The organism is Streptococcus criceti HS-6, from assembly GCF_000187975.2.
GTDB classification, from domain to species: domain Bacteria; phylum Bacillota; class Bacilli; order Lactobacillales; family Streptococcaceae; genus Streptococcus; species Streptococcus criceti.
In genome coordinates, this window is record NZ_AEUV02000002.1 from 1787022 (window position 1) to 1803354 (window position 16333).

Annotated in this window: 14 protein-coding genes and 1 pseudogene; 4 read left to right on the top strand and 11 right to left on the bottom strand. The window is 36.7% G+C overall.

The window, feature by feature from the left end; genetic code table 11:
* Positions 1-376 precede the first annotated feature (376 nt).
* Together STRCR_RS08365 and STRCR_RS08370 are read right to left on the bottom strand one after the other, a co-directional pair.
* Complete coding sequence (locus STRCR_RS08365; RefSeq protein WP_004229111.1) at positions 377-1744, bottom strand: FAD-dependent oxidoreductase; 1368 nt, start codon at positions 1742-1744, stop codon at positions 377-379.
* A gap of 523 nt (positions 1745-2267) precedes the next feature.
* Positions 2268-3862, bottom strand: a pseudogene (locus STRCR_RS08370) (type I restriction-modification system subunit M).
* A 117-nt stretch (positions 3863-3979) separates the two neighbouring features.
* On the opposite strand from STRCR_RS08370, the gene mazE reads away from it, so the two are divergent.
* Both mazE and STRCR_RS08380 read left to right on the top strand, forming a co-directional pair.
* Positions 3980-4195: a type II toxin-antitoxin system PemI/MazE family antitoxin gene (gene mazE / locus STRCR_RS08375; protein ID WP_004225402.1), complete on the top strand. Its 216-nt coding sequence runs from the start codon at positions 3980-3982 to the stop codon at positions 4193-4195.
* The gene (locus STRCR_RS08380) at positions 4185-4526 is read left to right on the top strand and encodes a type II toxin-antitoxin system PemK/MazF family toxin (RefSeq protein WP_004226889.1); all 342 of its coding nucleotides are present in this window, start codon (positions 4185-4187) and stop codon (positions 4524-4526) included. The genes mazE and STRCR_RS08380 overlap by 11 nt, the downstream gene beginning before the upstream one ends.
* 139 nt (positions 4527-4665) lie before the next feature.
* On the opposite strand, the gene STRCR_RS08385 is transcribed toward STRCR_RS08380, so the two are convergent.
* The 6 genes from STRCR_RS08385 to STRCR_RS08410 form a co-directional block, all read right to left on the bottom strand.
* Positions 4666-5640, bottom strand: coding sequence for a Fic family protein (locus tag STRCR_RS08385; RefSeq protein WP_004226805.1), 975 nt, complete (start codon positions 5638-5640; stop codon positions 4666-4668).
* Positions 5641-5695: 55 nt separating this feature from the next.
* Positions 5696-5998 carry a helix-turn-helix domain-containing protein gene (locus STRCR_RS08390; RefSeq protein WP_004225714.1) on the bottom strand — a complete coding sequence of 101 codons (303 nt, stop codon included), beginning with the start codon at positions 5996-5998 and terminating at the stop codon, positions 5696-5698.
* 226 nt (positions 5999-6224) lie between these two features.
* On the bottom strand, positions 6225-8039 hold the full coding sequence (locus tag STRCR_RS08395) for a P-loop NTPase fold protein (protein ID WP_004229673.1): 1815 nt from the start codon (positions 8037-8039) through the stop codon (positions 6225-6227).
* A gap of 9 nt (positions 8040-8048) precedes the next feature.
* Positions 8049-9299, bottom strand: coding sequence for a restriction endonuclease subunit S (locus STRCR_RS08400; protein ID WP_234944263.1), 1251 nt, complete (start codon positions 9297-9299; stop codon positions 8049-8051).
* Complete coding sequence (locus STRCR_RS11385; protein ID WP_004225803.1) at positions 9289-10578, bottom strand: hypothetical protein; 1290 nt, start codon at positions 10576-10578, stop codon at positions 9289-9291. The genes STRCR_RS08400 and STRCR_RS11385 overlap by 11 nt, the downstream gene beginning before the upstream one ends.
* Positions 10571-11539, bottom strand: a complete 969-nt coding sequence (locus STRCR_RS08410; protein ID WP_004226000.1) for a hypothetical protein — start codon at positions 11537-11539, stop codon at positions 10571-10573. The genes STRCR_RS11385 and STRCR_RS08410 overlap by 8 nt, the downstream gene beginning before the upstream one ends.
* 514 nt (positions 11540-12053) lie before the next feature.
* Here STRCR_RS08410 and STRCR_RS08415 point away from each other — a divergent pair.
* Together STRCR_RS08415 and STRCR_RS08420 are read left to right on the top strand one after the other, a co-directional pair.
* Positions 12054-13298, top strand: a complete 1245-nt coding sequence (locus STRCR_RS08415; RefSeq protein ID WP_004229138.1) for a hypothetical protein — start codon at positions 12054-12056, stop codon at positions 13296-13298.
* Positions 13285-13851: a hypothetical protein gene (locus tag STRCR_RS08420; RefSeq protein ID WP_004228954.1), complete on the top strand. Its 567-nt coding sequence runs from the start codon at positions 13285-13287 to the stop codon at positions 13849-13851. Before STRCR_RS08415 ends, STRCR_RS08420 begins: the two co-directional genes overlap by 14 nt.
* A 79-nt stretch (positions 13852-13930) precedes the next feature.
* Here the strand turns inward: STRCR_RS08420 and STRCR_RS08425 are convergent, their stop codons facing one another.
* From STRCR_RS08425 to STRCR_RS08435, 3 genes are all read right to left on the bottom strand, one after another.
* Positions 13931-14440, bottom strand: coding sequence for a hypothetical protein (locus STRCR_RS08425; protein ID WP_040804599.1), 510 nt, complete (start codon positions 14438-14440; stop codon positions 13931-13933).
* Between the two features lie 19 nt (positions 14441-14459).
* On the bottom strand, positions 14460-14876 hold the full coding sequence (locus tag STRCR_RS08430) for a hypothetical protein (RefSeq protein ID WP_004225411.1): 417 nt from the start codon (positions 14874-14876) through the stop codon (positions 14460-14462).
* A gap of 405 nt (positions 14877-15281) precedes the next feature.
* A complete protein-coding gene (locus STRCR_RS08435) occupies positions 15282-16178 on the bottom strand; it encodes an Abi family protein (RefSeq protein WP_004229872.1) in 897 nt (298 codons plus the stop codon).
* Between the last annotated feature and the right edge of the window lie 155 nt (positions 16179-16333).

The window sequence follows — 16333 nt, forward strand, 5'->3', positions numbered from 1 at the left end:
CTTTAGTGCCCGACATTTGGGTAGAGTTACAAAGAACCGGTTTCTCAGTAAGATACTGAGTTTGACCGAGCTAAAGGGTTCAGTGGATAGACAAGGGAACCTCTGGCTGTGCTTAGAAACAGACCAAACGAATCCGCGAGCCACCCACCGAAGGCTTTAGCCAGTCAAACCGCCTTTTCGGGACTCATTAACACCATTATTCTAACATAAAAAAAGGGAAGTTCCTAAGATTTAGAAAGACTTCCCCCATTAATCATATTGATGGCTGGCGTGGCCAACCTTCCAAATCCCTGCACAGAATTTTTACAGAATTTCTGAATTTGTACTAATTTTCTTATTAAAAATGCTTGGTAGAATTCTGAAATTAGTATTAGATTTAAAACGGTGCTAAATCCAAAGCATGCTGAGCTGCCAGATTGAGCAGGCTCCACTGGCGGTCAAATCCTGGTTGGAAGAAGAAATCAGCCTGAGCCAGATCTTCCAAGGTCATCTTGTGACCGACAGCCAGAGCTAGAACATTGCCCTGAGCTGTGACATCATAGGAGGACAGCACAGCTCCGCCCAAGATCTGATGGGTCAGAGGATTGTAAGTCAGGCTGACATAAACCTCGGGATTATGGTCGTCAGGAATATAGGCCGGACGCAGGCGGTCGTGGTAGAAACTGGTCCTGTAAGAGACCCCTGCTTTTTCAGCCGTAAAGGCATTGAGGCCACTAGTTGCAAAATGATAGTCAAAGACACTGAGAGCAGAGGATCCAACAACTCCCGCAAAGGCTTGACTCGGTTTAGCTTCAAAGAGATGTTTGACCAGATACTGAGCCTCACGCCGAGCTGTTGTTGCAAGAGCGATCGGCAGAGGCTTACCAGCTGGGATTGACAGAGGCAGAACAGCATCCCCAATGGCATAGACATCAGACAGATTGGTGCGGAAATATTCATCAACCTTGATAAAACCGCCTGGCTCTAAATCAACCGTTCCTTGCAGCCAGTCGGTGTTAGGCTGAACTCCTGCTGCGACGATCACCAGATCAGCTTTGATTTCTCCCTTGTCAGTGACGACTGTTTGAACCTTGTCGGCGCCTTGGAAGCGCTCGACCTTGGCATTCATATAGAGGTCAACATCGTGATGCTTAAGCTCTTCTGCTACCAGATCAGCTAATTCAGGATTGAGGTAGGTTCCTAGCGGGCGGTCAATCACATCAACCAAGCTAACCCGCTTGCCTCGACTGGCAAAAACATCGACAGCTTCTAGGCCGATGTAGCCAGCACCGATAACGACAACATCTTGAATAGCGGGTGATTCTAGAGCTTCCTTGATTTTAGTCGCCCAATCATAACCGCGCATAAGATAGATATAATCAAGGTCAGCTCCTTCAACCGGCAGACTGACTGGACGGACACCAGAGCTCAAAATCAGCTTATCATAGTCCACTTCCTCGGACTGACCTGAGTGCGTATCCTTGACCGTCACAGTCTTTTGCTCTGGATGAATGGCGGTGACTTGGTGATTGTTAAAAATCTTGCCGCCTTTTGCTTCCAAATCAGCCGGCGCAAAATTGCGAACATCATCCTTGGCTGTCACCTCATCCTTGAGGTAGAGTTCCATCCCACAGGACATAAAGGAGACAAAATCCCCTGCCTCATAGATGGTGACATCCAGATTCTGATACTGATCCAGCAATTCAATGGCGGATTCATGACCACCGTGCGATGCTCCGACAATGATAACTTTCTGCTTACTCATAGATAGACCTCCCGATAAGCTATAAATATATTAGGACGAGGTGAGACGATAACTGACCTCACCCGTCAGATTTCTGATATAGCGCAGTGAAAAGTAACCGCTTCCCACTATGCCCCCATTCTACTGCTCCTAGTATGGGATTTCAAACAATTGGATTATAAATTTGAAGAAATTTGCTTATCCAGTCAGATTATCATCAGACAATAGCAAAAGAGAAAAAGCACTAGCATTGGATACGGGTGCTTAGTATTGCTCTAATGACTCTTTCCAAAGGCTCCATGCTCATCAATTAGTAAATATCCCTACGATGGTCAACCGACAAGGCTAATATGGTCGGTAATCATCTCATAAAAAAACGACCTAGCGCTGGTACGCATTACGAAAGTAAGAGGCGATGCTAGGTCTCTATCATTACTACTATAATACCAGATTTTGATAGTTTAGTAAGTTTTTTTAACGATGATCGTTATTTTGTAGGCTAAAAAATTCGGTCAGACGCTTGGCGATCAATAAAATACTGAGGTTATAGTTTCAATCCTTTCAAAAACTCATCCAGCTCGGCTTGTGCTTCTGGGGTGGTGCCGTGTAGGTCCTTGAGGAGGCTTTCCAGATGTGCGGATTTTTCCTTGATGGTTTGGTTGGTCTTGGTTATATCGGCCATGATGTCTGGAAGTGGGGCCACTTCTTCTTCCTCGAAGGTATCGATATAGCGGGGAATGTTGAGGTTGTAGTCGTTTTCGACAATCTCCTCAAAACTAGCCAGATGGGCAAACTTATCCACATCGCGGCGCTGGGTATAAGCGTCCAGGATCTTCTCGATGTGGGCGTCCGTCATGGTGTTCTGGTTCTTGCCCTTGTCAAACTCCTTGGAAGCGTCGATAAAGTAGACACTGCGGTCAGAGGCGTCACGGTTCTTTTTGAGAATGATGACCGTCGTCGGAATGCTGGTGTTAAAGAAGATATTGGCTGGCAAGCCGATCACGGTGTCAATAGCTCCTTCTTCGAGGAGGTGCTGACGGATCTGGCCTTCGGAGTTGCCACGGAAAAGAACCCCATGAGGTAAGACGATAGCCATAACCCCGCCGTCCTGCTTGAGATGATAATAACCGTGCAAGAGGAAGGCAAAGTCAGCCTTGGACTTGGGTGCTAGCTTGCCGTAGGGTGAAAAGCGAGGATCCTCTAGGAAACCAGAGTCCGCAGACCACTTGGCTGAATAAGGCGGATTCATGAGGACACCGTCGAAATTGGTCGGTTCCTCATCAGGCCAGTCAGCGTCCAAGGTGTCGCCGTTGTTGAGGTGCTGGTTCTCAACAGGGACATCGTGCAGGATCATGTTCATGCGAGCGAGGTTGTAAGTCGAGGTATTGAGCTCCTGACCGTACCCGGCTGGTGACTGTACTTCTTGGCATTGAGCAGCAGTGAGCCAGAACCCATGGTCGGGTCATAGAGGCTAAAGCCCTTCTGGTCCTCACGCCCCTGCAGGGCAATGCGGGTCATGAGCTTGGCCACAGGCTGGGGCGTATAGAACTCTCCGGCTTTCTTACCCGAGTCCGAGGCGAACTGGCCGATCAGATACTCATAGGCATCACCCAGCATATCGCCAGCGTGACCCGCAATATCCAAACCGGCTAACTCCTTCATGACACTGGCAATGGTCTGGTTCTGCTTCTGAGGCGTTGCTCCCAGCTTTTTGGAGTAGAGATCGATATCCTCAAAGAGATTTTCAAAGAGATCATCACTACGCTCAATATCGCGAAAGCCCTGAGCTAAGGACTCCAGCTGGAAGGTCCCGTCATTGATCGTAGCGATAAGAGCCGTAAAGGTCAGGTCGGGCTCAATGCTATAGGACATCTGATCCATGATGACATCGATCAAGTCCTCATGGGTCTCCTCGTCCGTATAATACCTGCGGTAAAGTTCAAGCGCCTGCTCCAAATCATCCGTCGGCTCCTCCATGATCTTAGCGACTTCAAAAAGCATCTTGTCTGAGAGATACTTGTAAAAGACCAAGCCCAAGAGATAGGACTTGTACTCATTGGCATCCATCTTAGAGCGGAGGATATCCGCTGAATTCCAAAGTGCCTGATAGAGGGCTTGTGAGGTAGGTGTTTCTGACATCAGTGTTTTTCACTTTCTAAAAATAATTTTCGTATTAATATAGGTCAGCCATATTTGAAAAAGCTAAGGGAGCACGATATACTTGTGTATAATATAAAAACATCTGGAGGTGCTCACATGGCTACCATAAAAGCAAGAAAAGTAGGAAATTCCGTAACTGTAACGCTTCCTAAAGAATTGCACGTTGAGGCTGGTCAGGAATTCATCATTGAAAAAGGGAGAAATGGCGTTATTCTCCTAGCTCCAAAAATTAAGAATCCCTTTGATGGCAATGATGGTTTGCGGATGGAAGATGACTTTGCGGATCTGAGGTTACTTGATAATGAATGCTAGTTACATTCCCCAAAGGCAAGATATTGTCTGGATTAACTTTGATCCTTCTGCTGGTAAAGACATTCAAAAACGCCGATCAGCCCTGGTCGTTTCCAGTGAAAACTACAGTAGGCGTACAGGATTCGTGGCTGTCTGTCCCATTACACACGGCCAAGCTAGGTTAAGAGAAAAAGGATTGTTAGTTCCTGTTCATTCAAAAAAGGTGGACGGTGCTGTCAATCCCTTTCAGCTGCATACGTTTAACTTCAAAGCCAGACACATTGAAAAGATTGCTGAACTGGATGATCAAGAATTTGCCATCGTCAAGCAACTGATCCAGTTTATCTTTTAAGGCGCTTTACAAGACTGGACATGGATTCGTCCAGTATTTTTTATGGCTTGAGGTATCATCATAGCCGTGTCACTATAGAAATATCTCGCAATCCGCTCACAAAAATGAGCGGATTTTAAGCGGATTATGAGCGGATTTTTTAGTGGGGTGATGGCAGCTTATAATGCCTGTCACGTGTCGATCCTTCTAGTGTCAGTAAATCCTTTTGAACGAACAAAGATAAATAGCGACGGGTACTGGCTTCACTCAAGCCAATCAAGTCTTGTGCCAAGGAAGTGGTAATGACACCATGTTCAAGGAGGTAGGTTCTGATTTTTTGCCAGACGGCTTCTTCTTTAGGTTTTAACGTTACGGAGCTGGTAGGCTGGGCTGTCTGGTATTCCTGCAAGGTCTCTAAAATAGCATCCAGCATGAACTCGATGAAGACAGTTGAGTCATTTGCTTGATTGCTGAGGGTGAGGGCATCGTAATAGCCTTGCTGATGATGGTAAATCACCGACTCAACAGGCAGCCACTCAAAGATGGGGTTGGACTGACTGAGAATCAAACTCTGCCAGAGACGTCCCATGCGTCCGTTACCATCCTCGAAAGGATGAATAATTTCCAACTCAAAGTGGACCACACAGGATTTGACAAAATCCGACACGCTACTAGCTTTGGCCCATGCAAATAAATCCTCAACTAAAGCGGGTACAAACTGAGGACGGGCGCCAACATGCACCACATGATCGGTACTGTCATAGACACCAACATCACCTGTGCGAAACTGACCAGCATGCTTAACTAAATCCTTGGTCAGCAGTCTGTGCGCTTCTAAGAAATCCTCCAGACGGTAAGGATCTAGTCTAAAAGCACGTTCATAAGCTTCATAGGCATTTTCCACCTCATGAATATCCTTGGGTGGACCAAGCACGCGCTTACCGTCAATCACAGCCGTCACCTGTTCCAAACTCAGACTATTATTTTCAATGGCTAGGGAGGACTGGATCGAGCGAACCCGATTTTCCTTACGCAGGTGCAACTCCCGCCGCTCCAAGGTCAGCTGGGTCGTCAGCTCCGAAATCCGCTGAACCTGGTTCAAGATCTTTTCAGTAATACGGTATGAAGGCTGCATAGGCGCTCCTTTCTAAAAACTAGTTTGGAGACAGCTCTTTCTAGTCTCAGTGCTACTAATGACTCTCTTTTTGTTCCAAGGGAACAACAGCTAAGGTCTTTCCAAGACTGGCTAGCACCTTCAAAACGGTATCAAGCTGTGGACTGGTTTTTCCAGACTCCATCCGAGCAATGACAGGCTGACTAACACCACTGAGCTGTTCCAATTTCTTCTGACTGATGCCTTTTTCCTGCCTAGCTTTAATAAGCTCAAGCATAACCGCCACCCTTAAATCACTCTCACGAATCTCCTCTGGCGTAAAGAGCTCCGCTTGAACATCCTCCCAATGACTACCAATAGCTGGATTGTTCTTAATCATTCTTCTAGGCCTCTTTTCTTTACTTATCATCGTGTACTGGGCAAGTTCTTTCTTATACATTATAACTTAAAAGTTATTAATCGTAAATACTTTAAAGTTATTAAAGCACCTTCGTCACGAACAGCTTTATTACCGATAGCCCGCAATCCGCTCACAAAAATGAGCGGATTTTAAGCGGATTAGCATGAAATGTTTGAGAATTTAAGGCGTGAAGTTTTTTAGATCATTATGAGTAGCTAATAATTAAATAACCATTTTTTGTGAGTTCGTTTATCTTATCTTGGGTTAGTTGATATATTTTTTCTCCTATCTTACCTTCAGGGTTAAATTGATAAAAGTTTTTATCGATTGGGGTAAAAATTCTTTGTTTAATCATCAGGTCAATAAAATCATCATTTTCCAAGGACTTTACAGATTCCCAAAATTCATCGCCTAATAGCTCACAATCATCTAAAATTTTGAGTTTGTTATAAGTCAAATAATAGTTTAGATAAAGAAGTTTAAAACGATAATTTTTAAATTTCGCAGACGATAGCTTAAATAAATCTTCTGTAGACCATAAAGGGAACCCCATACCAAACTGGGGTACATATGTGACAAGTAAATATAATATTAAGCTGAGGTCATCATTATTTAGTTCTTCAAATTTTACTTTCCAAAAATTATATACTATACTGAGATAATCATCTGCGTCAGGAATATCATATGGGGTTGTTACTTCCTCTATGGCTTGCTGTGTCATTCTATCAAAGATAAAAGATAAAGAAGAACTAGTGTCCTCCATAGGGGTAAGAACTTGAAGACAGTATGTTAATAAAAAGTCTTTTTCATCCTCTGTTAACGAATCATATTTAGATTGTAAATAAACATAAAAGTCGCTATTAATGTCTGCAGTTAGAATATTATCTTTTAATTTATTCTCATCTTTGAAGATTTGATATAGTTCTTTATTTGACAAATTTCTTGGCGCTTCAAAAATATAATAATCTCTCTTACTTCTCAAGAAATCTCTAGGTGTTTGTTGAATCTCTCTAGCTAGAATTTGCTTGAATATTCTCGGTATATCTTCATCATTTAGTACTTCATCAGATAAAAGAATGGGTATTTCATCATTAAATAGTTTATTGTAGCCATCAGGATAGAAAAGATAAATATATATAACGACAAGCATCTGCTCAATTTGTACACGACCATATTTATTTCCATCAATTAGCTCTTTAGTCACATAATCATTAAAATGTACTCTGTCTCTTAAGTTACGTCTTTCAATGATAAACTGTTGTTTGAAATTATTAGACAAGGCTACGTCATAATTAGATTCTAATTCTTTAAAGTACTCATTCCAAATGTTCGAAGGATGTAAATCGAATGGTAAATCAAGCCTTCTATCGATTATTTTTGAAAGAAAGTTATCTGACGTTTTTTGGTAAACTTTTTCAATATCACCTACAAATACTATTGGTAGTTTACCTTTTAAAAGTGAAAATAACTTATAAGCCTCGTTTTGTTGTTCTTTAGTTAATCTATCAAAATCATCAATTAATAAAATTTTATCATGTATGACATATTTTTCGAGTTTATTTGAATAATAGACATCTGATTTAGGTTTAAAAAATTGATATACAGCACCGCATAAGGCAATCAAGCCAGCTAAAAAAGTAACGGGTGGTGTGAAATTCTTGAATATAGTACTAAAAAATCTCTCGATCCCTAAGTTAAATTGTAAAGTGAACAGAATCGATAGTGCAACTAAAAAAATTAACCGTAACTTATAGCATCTATATTTACAAGGGTATAAGTTAGAAAAAGCCACTTCAATTAGTGATCTATTGTCATTTAATCTCCATAAGTCAATTTCGATAAATTTATTATCGGATACCTTCTTAACTTCCCTTAAAAAAGTACTTTTACCAGAACCCCATGCTCCGTTTAAGAAGTATGTCTTACTTTCTTTATCATCTTTATCATTAAGCAGATTTGCAATATTTTTTGCAGCTGTTTTGGTGTCAATTTTTACTAATGTAATTTGCTTACTGTCCACCACTACCTCCTAAACAAACATATCCTGCAAAAGCTTTTTCTTCAAGGTTTCTAATTCCTCAATCTTCTCTTGATAAAATGAGATGAGGTTACCTAAGTTAGAGAAAAATCCACCGATCGCCTTTTGCTCATCAATTTTAGGAATAGTAATTTTAATCCCCATAAATTCATCGTAGTTGATATTTAAAAGACCATCCATTCGTGCTCCAGAAGAAATTAATTTCCCAAGTTCTCTATCAGGTCTCTTAGTCGTAAACATGGTTTCAAGAAATTTTGCATCAGACAATCCGTCTTTAACTCTAAAACTATGGTAGACACGAGGGACTAGGGCTTCTTCATAGGATCCTAGTTCAAATACTACACCATATTTAGCAAGTTTAGAATTGCCATGATTATACGATAGTTCACCTTTTTTCAAAAGTGTATAGTTCTTTTGCTCTTTACCAGCAATATTTTGGGAGAATCTATCTTCCTGATTCATCCATCCGTTTGCTGCTGAGATCGTCAGAGTCGGTAAATCCATTCTTCCATCATTACCCTGAACTCTTTCAGTCACTTCTCCCAACTTCTTCTCCTCCCACTCACCATCAAATCCATCTAAGCGGATTTCAGGGGTGGTCTGTCCTGCCTTTGGAAACATCTTGGACAGCATGGACGCCTTAAAGGCTTGATAGTTGGCCAAATTATCCTTATAGGCAGACAAGAGCTCGTCAAGCGTCTGGAAAAGCGACCCGATCGCGGATTGTTCGGGGAGGGGAGGGATAGAAACCTTAATCGCTTCAATATCTGATCCGTTAAAAGATGGTAATGCTCCTGTTTGAGCAAAATTAGATAATTTTAAAGTATCGAATAATGTTTTACCAAATTGTGCGTTCCAGTGCTTACCAAAAATGTAGGCCATCGTATTATTATCAATGAGAAACGGCGAATTTACTAGGCGTTTTCTGTCAAGCATAATCGCTGCCCCAACTTTTGCAAAAATAACAGCAGGTAATTGATCTATGACTTTCCATTTTCTTCGATTAACCTGTTCATCAGTTACATAATTATTTGCATTGGACATTTGATACTCATTTCCTGAGTTATTCATATCAGATACTTTATAAAATGGTATACCAGAATTACCACCTTGTTCTGAATCTGAAAAACCAACACCGGACTGAGTTTTTCCTACTTTACCTAATTTTGTACTTTCCCACTCATCATCAAAATGTTTGAATCTGAGAGGGGGGATATTTTGTATTTTCATTTTATTTTTCATCTTTTTTATCAATCTTACTACTTAAAATTTCCATAACTCCTTTTTTATAAAATATGGTAACTAATATTCCAAATAACATCACTGCAATAATATAATAAACACTAGTGAAAATAAGTCTAAGAAGGAGTAAAAATATAAATACAATTACACCAAAAAGATAATTCTGATTTATTCTAGGAAATTCAATTTTATTTTGAAAATCATCATTATTAAACATCAGACTGCCAGTATAAAATTCTTTCAACTTCCAAAATTCCTCCTGATTTTTTCTTGTTTCTAAACAATACATTAGAAAAATTATTATTAAGGCCATAATAAGCATCATCAATATCAGTGTTGTCTTTTGCGAACTTGAAGCCAGCACTCTCTCTATAATGTTAGTTCCATTATAATCTTTAATTTTATCAAATATAGTCAAAGCTACTGCTGAAAACCAACCTAATAGTTTAAAATGCAAGGACTGATAGATACTATTCTCCCTTTCGGCAATAGTTAAAAAATCATCTTTTAGCTGATTAACCTGCTCAAAATACTTTTCAGTTTCCTTATTAATAATTCTTTGAAAAATGCTTCGTGCTGAATCTAAAATTGACTCACTTATTTCGAAACGATTATTTCGAGAAATAATACTTCTAACGACCTTAACTTTTTCATTAAAAGAATTTTCGGAGCCTTCTTCATTGATTATCCAATCGTAAATTTTATCTAAACAATCTATATCTCCTGTATCACAATCAGCATAATTACAAACTTTAGAAACAACTGTTTCATCATACTCAACCTTAAAAGTAAATTGATTTGACTGTATTTCGGTACTAGTTGATAACATCAAGAGAATATAAAGTTTTCTTAGTATAAGATTTTTGCTCGACTGATTTTTTAATCCCTTTAATAGATTAAGTGAGAAGTTTCCAATTTGTCTGTTAGTACGATTTTGATTAGTACTAATTCTATTATTACCAATAATTATCTTAAATTTTTCAACTTCACGAGAATAATTAATTTGGCTAATATTCCACTCTTGATTGTATGAAATCAATTGAAGTTCTTCATCAAATTTAATATCTTGAAAATACGTAACGATATCTCTAAAAAAAGTTTTACTTTCAATATAATTATCTATATTAAATATTCTTAAATGATCTTTCGGTACAATATATTTTTTAGCATCTTTCTCTAAGTTACCAATTTTATGTACATTAAAAAAATTTATAGAAGATTGAGTGCTTTCATTATCAAAAAACTCGCAAGTTGTTCCTCTCCAAGTACAGTTATCCATTTCTGCTACCTAATATCTCTTCAACTTTGGAAATGAATTCATCTGAAACGGTTAGAGTTAAAACATTATCAGTGAATTCTATTTCTTCGTTTAATACTAATTTTTCAAAATTATCTGTTTTTATTGTTGTCTCATTCGAAATTTTTATTTCACGTTTATATTTATCTCGTAAAACTTTAGAGTCAATCTTAAAATTAGCATCAATTTCTAGAGATTCCTCTGAATAAAATTGACTCTCATAATTTTTTTCATTTGTTGCTATATCAATTAAATCTTTTGCATTTAAAAAATCAATTAATTGAGACTTATCAAATTGACTGTTATCAAAGATATATGATTTTGTTTCAGATAAAATATCTTCAAAGTTTTCTTTTTCCTTAATTGAACTGGAAAACAATTGTTTACTTTCAACCAACTCAATTAGATCGGTAGAATTTATTTTACTATTCCTAACTTCTTGTAAACCTAAGAAACCATCAAGCCAATAAGTAGCAATTTTATTACTTTTATCAATAATAGCAATATTATGAAGATCATTAGTGAAAATACAAGCCTTATAATAATTTTTTTCTGTTCCTAATTGCCCGATTAGTTTAAAGGTCTCGGTATCTGCAACAGAAGTCTTTTCAAGTTTTAAAAGTGTTAAATCCTGATTGGTTTCTCTTATAAATAAAAAACCTTCCCTAATGCTCTTCTTACGATTCGAATTATTTCCTTTTTCAGCTGTTAATAGCTTTTCTGCAAAAGAATTTATTTTACAATTCTTTTTGTCCATATAATACTTTTTTAAAATACTATCATCATCTTTAATTTCGGCAATGATAGCTTTATGACTTGTTTTCTCATCTGAAACACCAATAATGGTATTAAAAATATCAGCTATATTAATAATTTTTTCCTGATTAAGCTCTACTTCTTTAATCGTTTCATTAATTTCATATACAGCAATTGACTTTTCCATTCGTTACCTTTTTCTCTTAATATTATTATATACGTACTATTATACCACCACTTCTGTCCCTCTCAAAGGATGGCTCCTTAATTTTCAAACAATTCTTACTATCTTTAGCTCTGCTATTTTACCAAAAGAAAAAGATCAGACTGGAAATGGCTGATCTTCAAACAAGGTGTTTAACCATTGGCAAAATTTATTTAGCCTTTGGCAGTATCCATTTTATATGTTAGAATGAACCTGATAGAGATAACTTTCGAAGGATTACCGCTGTGTTCCCGAATGGGAGTAAGTCAACGGACGAGAATTCACACGCGCCTAGGGTTATCTTTTTTAGAATGGCTGTTCTTTAGCCCCTCAGAGAAGTTTGAGGGTCTTTTTCTTGGGGCGAAAATTTGAATATTTAAAGCTATATTCCCCGTTACATTAGGCTTTAAAAATATGCATTGCTCCAAATACTAGTTCTAAAAATGCTATAATACCAATATATATACATCTATTTTTAAATTTAGCAAGGAAAACAATGACAGAATTCACAATTACAGAAATTATCCAACACACTGATATCTCATCTTTACGAGATAAATTACTTTCGGAGACAAAGATATTAAATGTTACATCAATTCCTATAGTTACTATCAAAATTAATGGTAAAACTAGAAAATCCCAAGAATCCGAAATGCTAAAACAATTTCATCTTTCGCTTGTTGGATATGATAAAATGGTGGATTTATCTATCAAAAATTTAAAAAATAACACTTTAGAAGCGACTTTATCATACCATTATGATTCTTCTAAAAAGCTTAAAGAAGCTGAATATGTTTCTCATATACTAGAAAAATTTAATGCAATTCTGAATAAGTATGATATTCGTTATATTACCATACATAACTCTGTTTCTGATTATTACCTACAGAGACTGTTCCCAAAATTTCAACGTTATGAAAATGGTTTAAGAAAACTGCTTGTCTTAGCTATATCCCCAACAACAAAAGGTAATTTTTATGATCTTTATCAGGAAGTTTTCAAACCAAAGTTAGGGTCTAACACTAGACTATCAGGGAACGACTTAGGAGAATTAGGGATTAATGAATTGCATCAATTAATATTTGAAATCAATCCTAATTCTGTTAATTACTATGACGATACCTACTTTGAAGGAGTCGAAGACTTAACAAAAGAAAAAATATTAGACTTAATTGATAAAGGTAAAGTAACAACTATCTGGTCAAAATATTTTTCAAAATATATCAAAAATCAGTCACTATCTCTTGAAAATAATTACACGCGTATAAAAAAATATCGAAATGAGGTTATGCATTTCCATATAATTCATTCAGAACAATTTAAAAAAATGAAGGATACAATTGAGCAAGCTAATTCTGAGCTTAGTTTAATTGAAGAGGAAATCTATAATAATTGGGAGATTACAACAATGAGAGAATTTGCTAATGACTTGTCTTCTGGATTAGGTAATTTAAGTATGTTATCTCAACAATTGACTAAAAATTTCCAATCATTTTCACCAATAACCAAATCTGCTTTAGTAAAAGCAGCTCAATCTATAACGACTCCTCTTTCACAAATTAATGAACATCCTGAGTTGTCACAACAATTGTACAAGTCAGCTATTAGCCAAATAACAAGTAAATATTTGGAACAATTTTCTACAAGAGCTTATACTAATTCAATTTCAGAGATACTTAAACTTATAGCAAATAACAGCAACAGAAAATCTGAAAGGGATGATTTAGATGGAGAAGACTAGCAACAAATTTCAAACTATTTTAGGTATTATTTTATTAATCCCTTTATCATTTCTTGTCATTTGGGGAATGAAAATTGCCATCCGATGGATATTTGACTTATTGAAGATTGTAAAGACTTTAGATGGTGTTATTCTTGTAGCGATTATTACAGGATTGATTTCTATTATAACCACCTCAGTTAAAATGTTCTTTGATTTTCGTCAAAACAGATTACAGTATTTAACAAAAAAACGAGAAGCTTCTTATACTCAGTTCATTGAAATGATTTATAAAATCGTTACAGCAACAGATGAAAAACCATATAAACAAGAAGAAATGTTAGAAGATACCACTAAATTTAATAAAGAGCTGACACTCTGGGGATCTAAAAAAGTCGTTCAAAAATGGGCAGAATTCAGAACCGTTGCTAGTCAGGAAGGAAATAATGGAGAACAGCTGCTAAAAATTTCTGAACAAGTTATGAATGAAATGAGAAAAGATTTAGGAGTAAAGAAAGTCCAAGAAAATACACTTCTATCGTTCTTTATCAATGATGCAGAAAAGTTAGATTAATAAATTTTTTGGATATAAATATATTAAAAAGCAGTTCTTTTGTTAAGAATTGCTTTTTTAATGTTGATATAGAACCTTATTACAAAGGTGGTCTGAATCCTAAATTTTTAATTAGAGCGTTATATTCTGCATCACTTAGTAGCATCAACTTCCCAAACTGGTTTCGGTACCAATGCTGCATCAATGAATCTGTAAATAATATTGCCACCATTGGACGTTGACCTCCTGAGGCTTTTCCTCCAGTTCTTACTCCATCAGTCTTTTCGGCAGGTTCTAGTAGTGAATATATTTTAAAAGATATAAAATCTTTAGGCTGAATCTCTTTATAATCCTTAGGTGTTCTATTATTAACAACTAGTATTAAAACATCATACACAGGTAGATCAGATGCATTTCTTAAAACTAAATGTTGAGCATTTTCCGAAACAAGGCTTTCTATGTCTATCCATGCAGCAATTTTATTTGCTTGTTCAGCTTTCTTTTCATTCTCTTTGGCTTGTAATTGAATTTTCACAATCCATAGAGAAAACAATCCACCAATAAAAGCGCCAATGACAGTTGTTATTAAATTTGTAAAAATTATTCTCATGTATTCTCACTTTACAGATTTACAATAGCAGATGCTTTTTAGGTCTTTGGGCGATCAGTTTTAGGACGTCGATCTTTTCTAGGTGGTCGATGGCTTTTTTGATGGCTAGTTTGGGATAGTCATGCGCTAGGATAGCCATGATATCATTGTCTGATAGGCTGTCGCCGGGGTCATCAACAAAGACTTTAGATTGATAGAGGAGAAAGAGAATGCTTTTTTGGAGATCGGTGTAAGCGGACTGCTCTAGCTCTTTGGAATAGTCTTCTAAGATGCTTCTTTTTTCTTCCAAAGTATGGATGATGTCCTCTTGACCGGCCTTTAAGATTTCCATGAGAGCAAGGACAAAGAAAGTGCCTTCTGCCTTGTTGTCGGCATCACCTGTTATCTTAAAGGCATCGTAGTATTTCTTCTTCTCTTTGATGATGCTCTGGGACATGACGAGACCTGAGTAGATATCTAGCTTTCTAGCTAAGTATCTGCCTATTCAGCCGTTCTCTTTTACTACTATTATCAGAATTTCTATATCGGTGACTTTTAAGGGATTATAACTTATATGCCTTTTCCTATCTATCAAAAATAGCCAAAATCGAGAGATAGGATGACAAATTTCTAAACTTATCTCCTAATTTTGGCTAAAGTTGGAAAATACTATCTAAACCTCACTTCCTATCTTTTAAAAATCGTGAAAATTAGCAGATAGGATAGGTGGTATTAATGGTATTTGATATAGAAATCGATAGAAACTCAACTCAATAGAAAAAAGCCAGCATCGTCGCTGACTTTTTTCCATAACCCGATATGCGAGCCAAGGGCGAACCTTGTTTCCTCAACCAATATTCTATTATGTTACTTCTAAAAAGTCAATAGTTTTACTTAAAATCGAGTCGAATAATTTTTTTATTGCACCTGAATCTTTTACTAATGCACTATCTTGATATCTTTTTAGGATCTCTTTCCCCTCAGCGTATCTTCTATTATTTAGCTCATCTGAGCAAAGCTTAGCGTGGATATAAAACAGTGCTACGATATCTAATGTTTTCTGATATCGAATCAAGTGTGTATTAACTCCCATGCTATCTGCAAAAGATCTAATAGCAGGCTGAGGTCTGTGGACTGAAGAGTTAGCATCAAAAATATTGATTAAATAAACGTCATTATGCGCACAAGCATTTCTAATATTTTTTATAAACTTATGCTGAATGGCGTATAGATTTTTACTATCTTCTAACTTATATCCCTTATAAAACTCTAGAAAACGGATTAAAGTCCCATAATCTATAATTTCCATTAAAACCCAAACAGAAATTTGATCTCTTTTTTGAAACATATCTTTCTTATAGTGATTGTTTCTAAAATGCCTAAGTATTTCTTCAAATTTATCAGAATTTTCGTCTCGAAAACTTTCAACAATACTATAGCCATCCTCACCTTCATCATCTGTAAGTATTGTCATTAACTTTGTCTTTGTTGCATGCTCAACATCCAAACATAAACCCAATAAGTATTCTCTTAATCGTACATCTAGCTTTGCTGTCTCTATAAGATGATCAAATGTCAAATGAGAGTATCCTTTGCCTTGAGGATTTTTCGGATAATTTTTTCTATAGCTAGCAATTTTATAATAATAACTTCTGGTCTGTAGATACTCAATAATTTGGTTATCTGTATAGCTACCATTAGAAATATTTCTCTCATGGAATTTATTCACTAAATCAGCAAAAGATAGCTTAGGTTTCAATTAATACTCCTTTATCTAAAAATTATTCCTCATTAGGATCGTTCTAACAAAATACTTCCTACAATATAATGAGTTTAGAGCCTTTTGATTAGACCAAAATTTACTCGTTTATAGTGTATAAGCATAAGCATTATCCACCATATTTTAGCACAAAA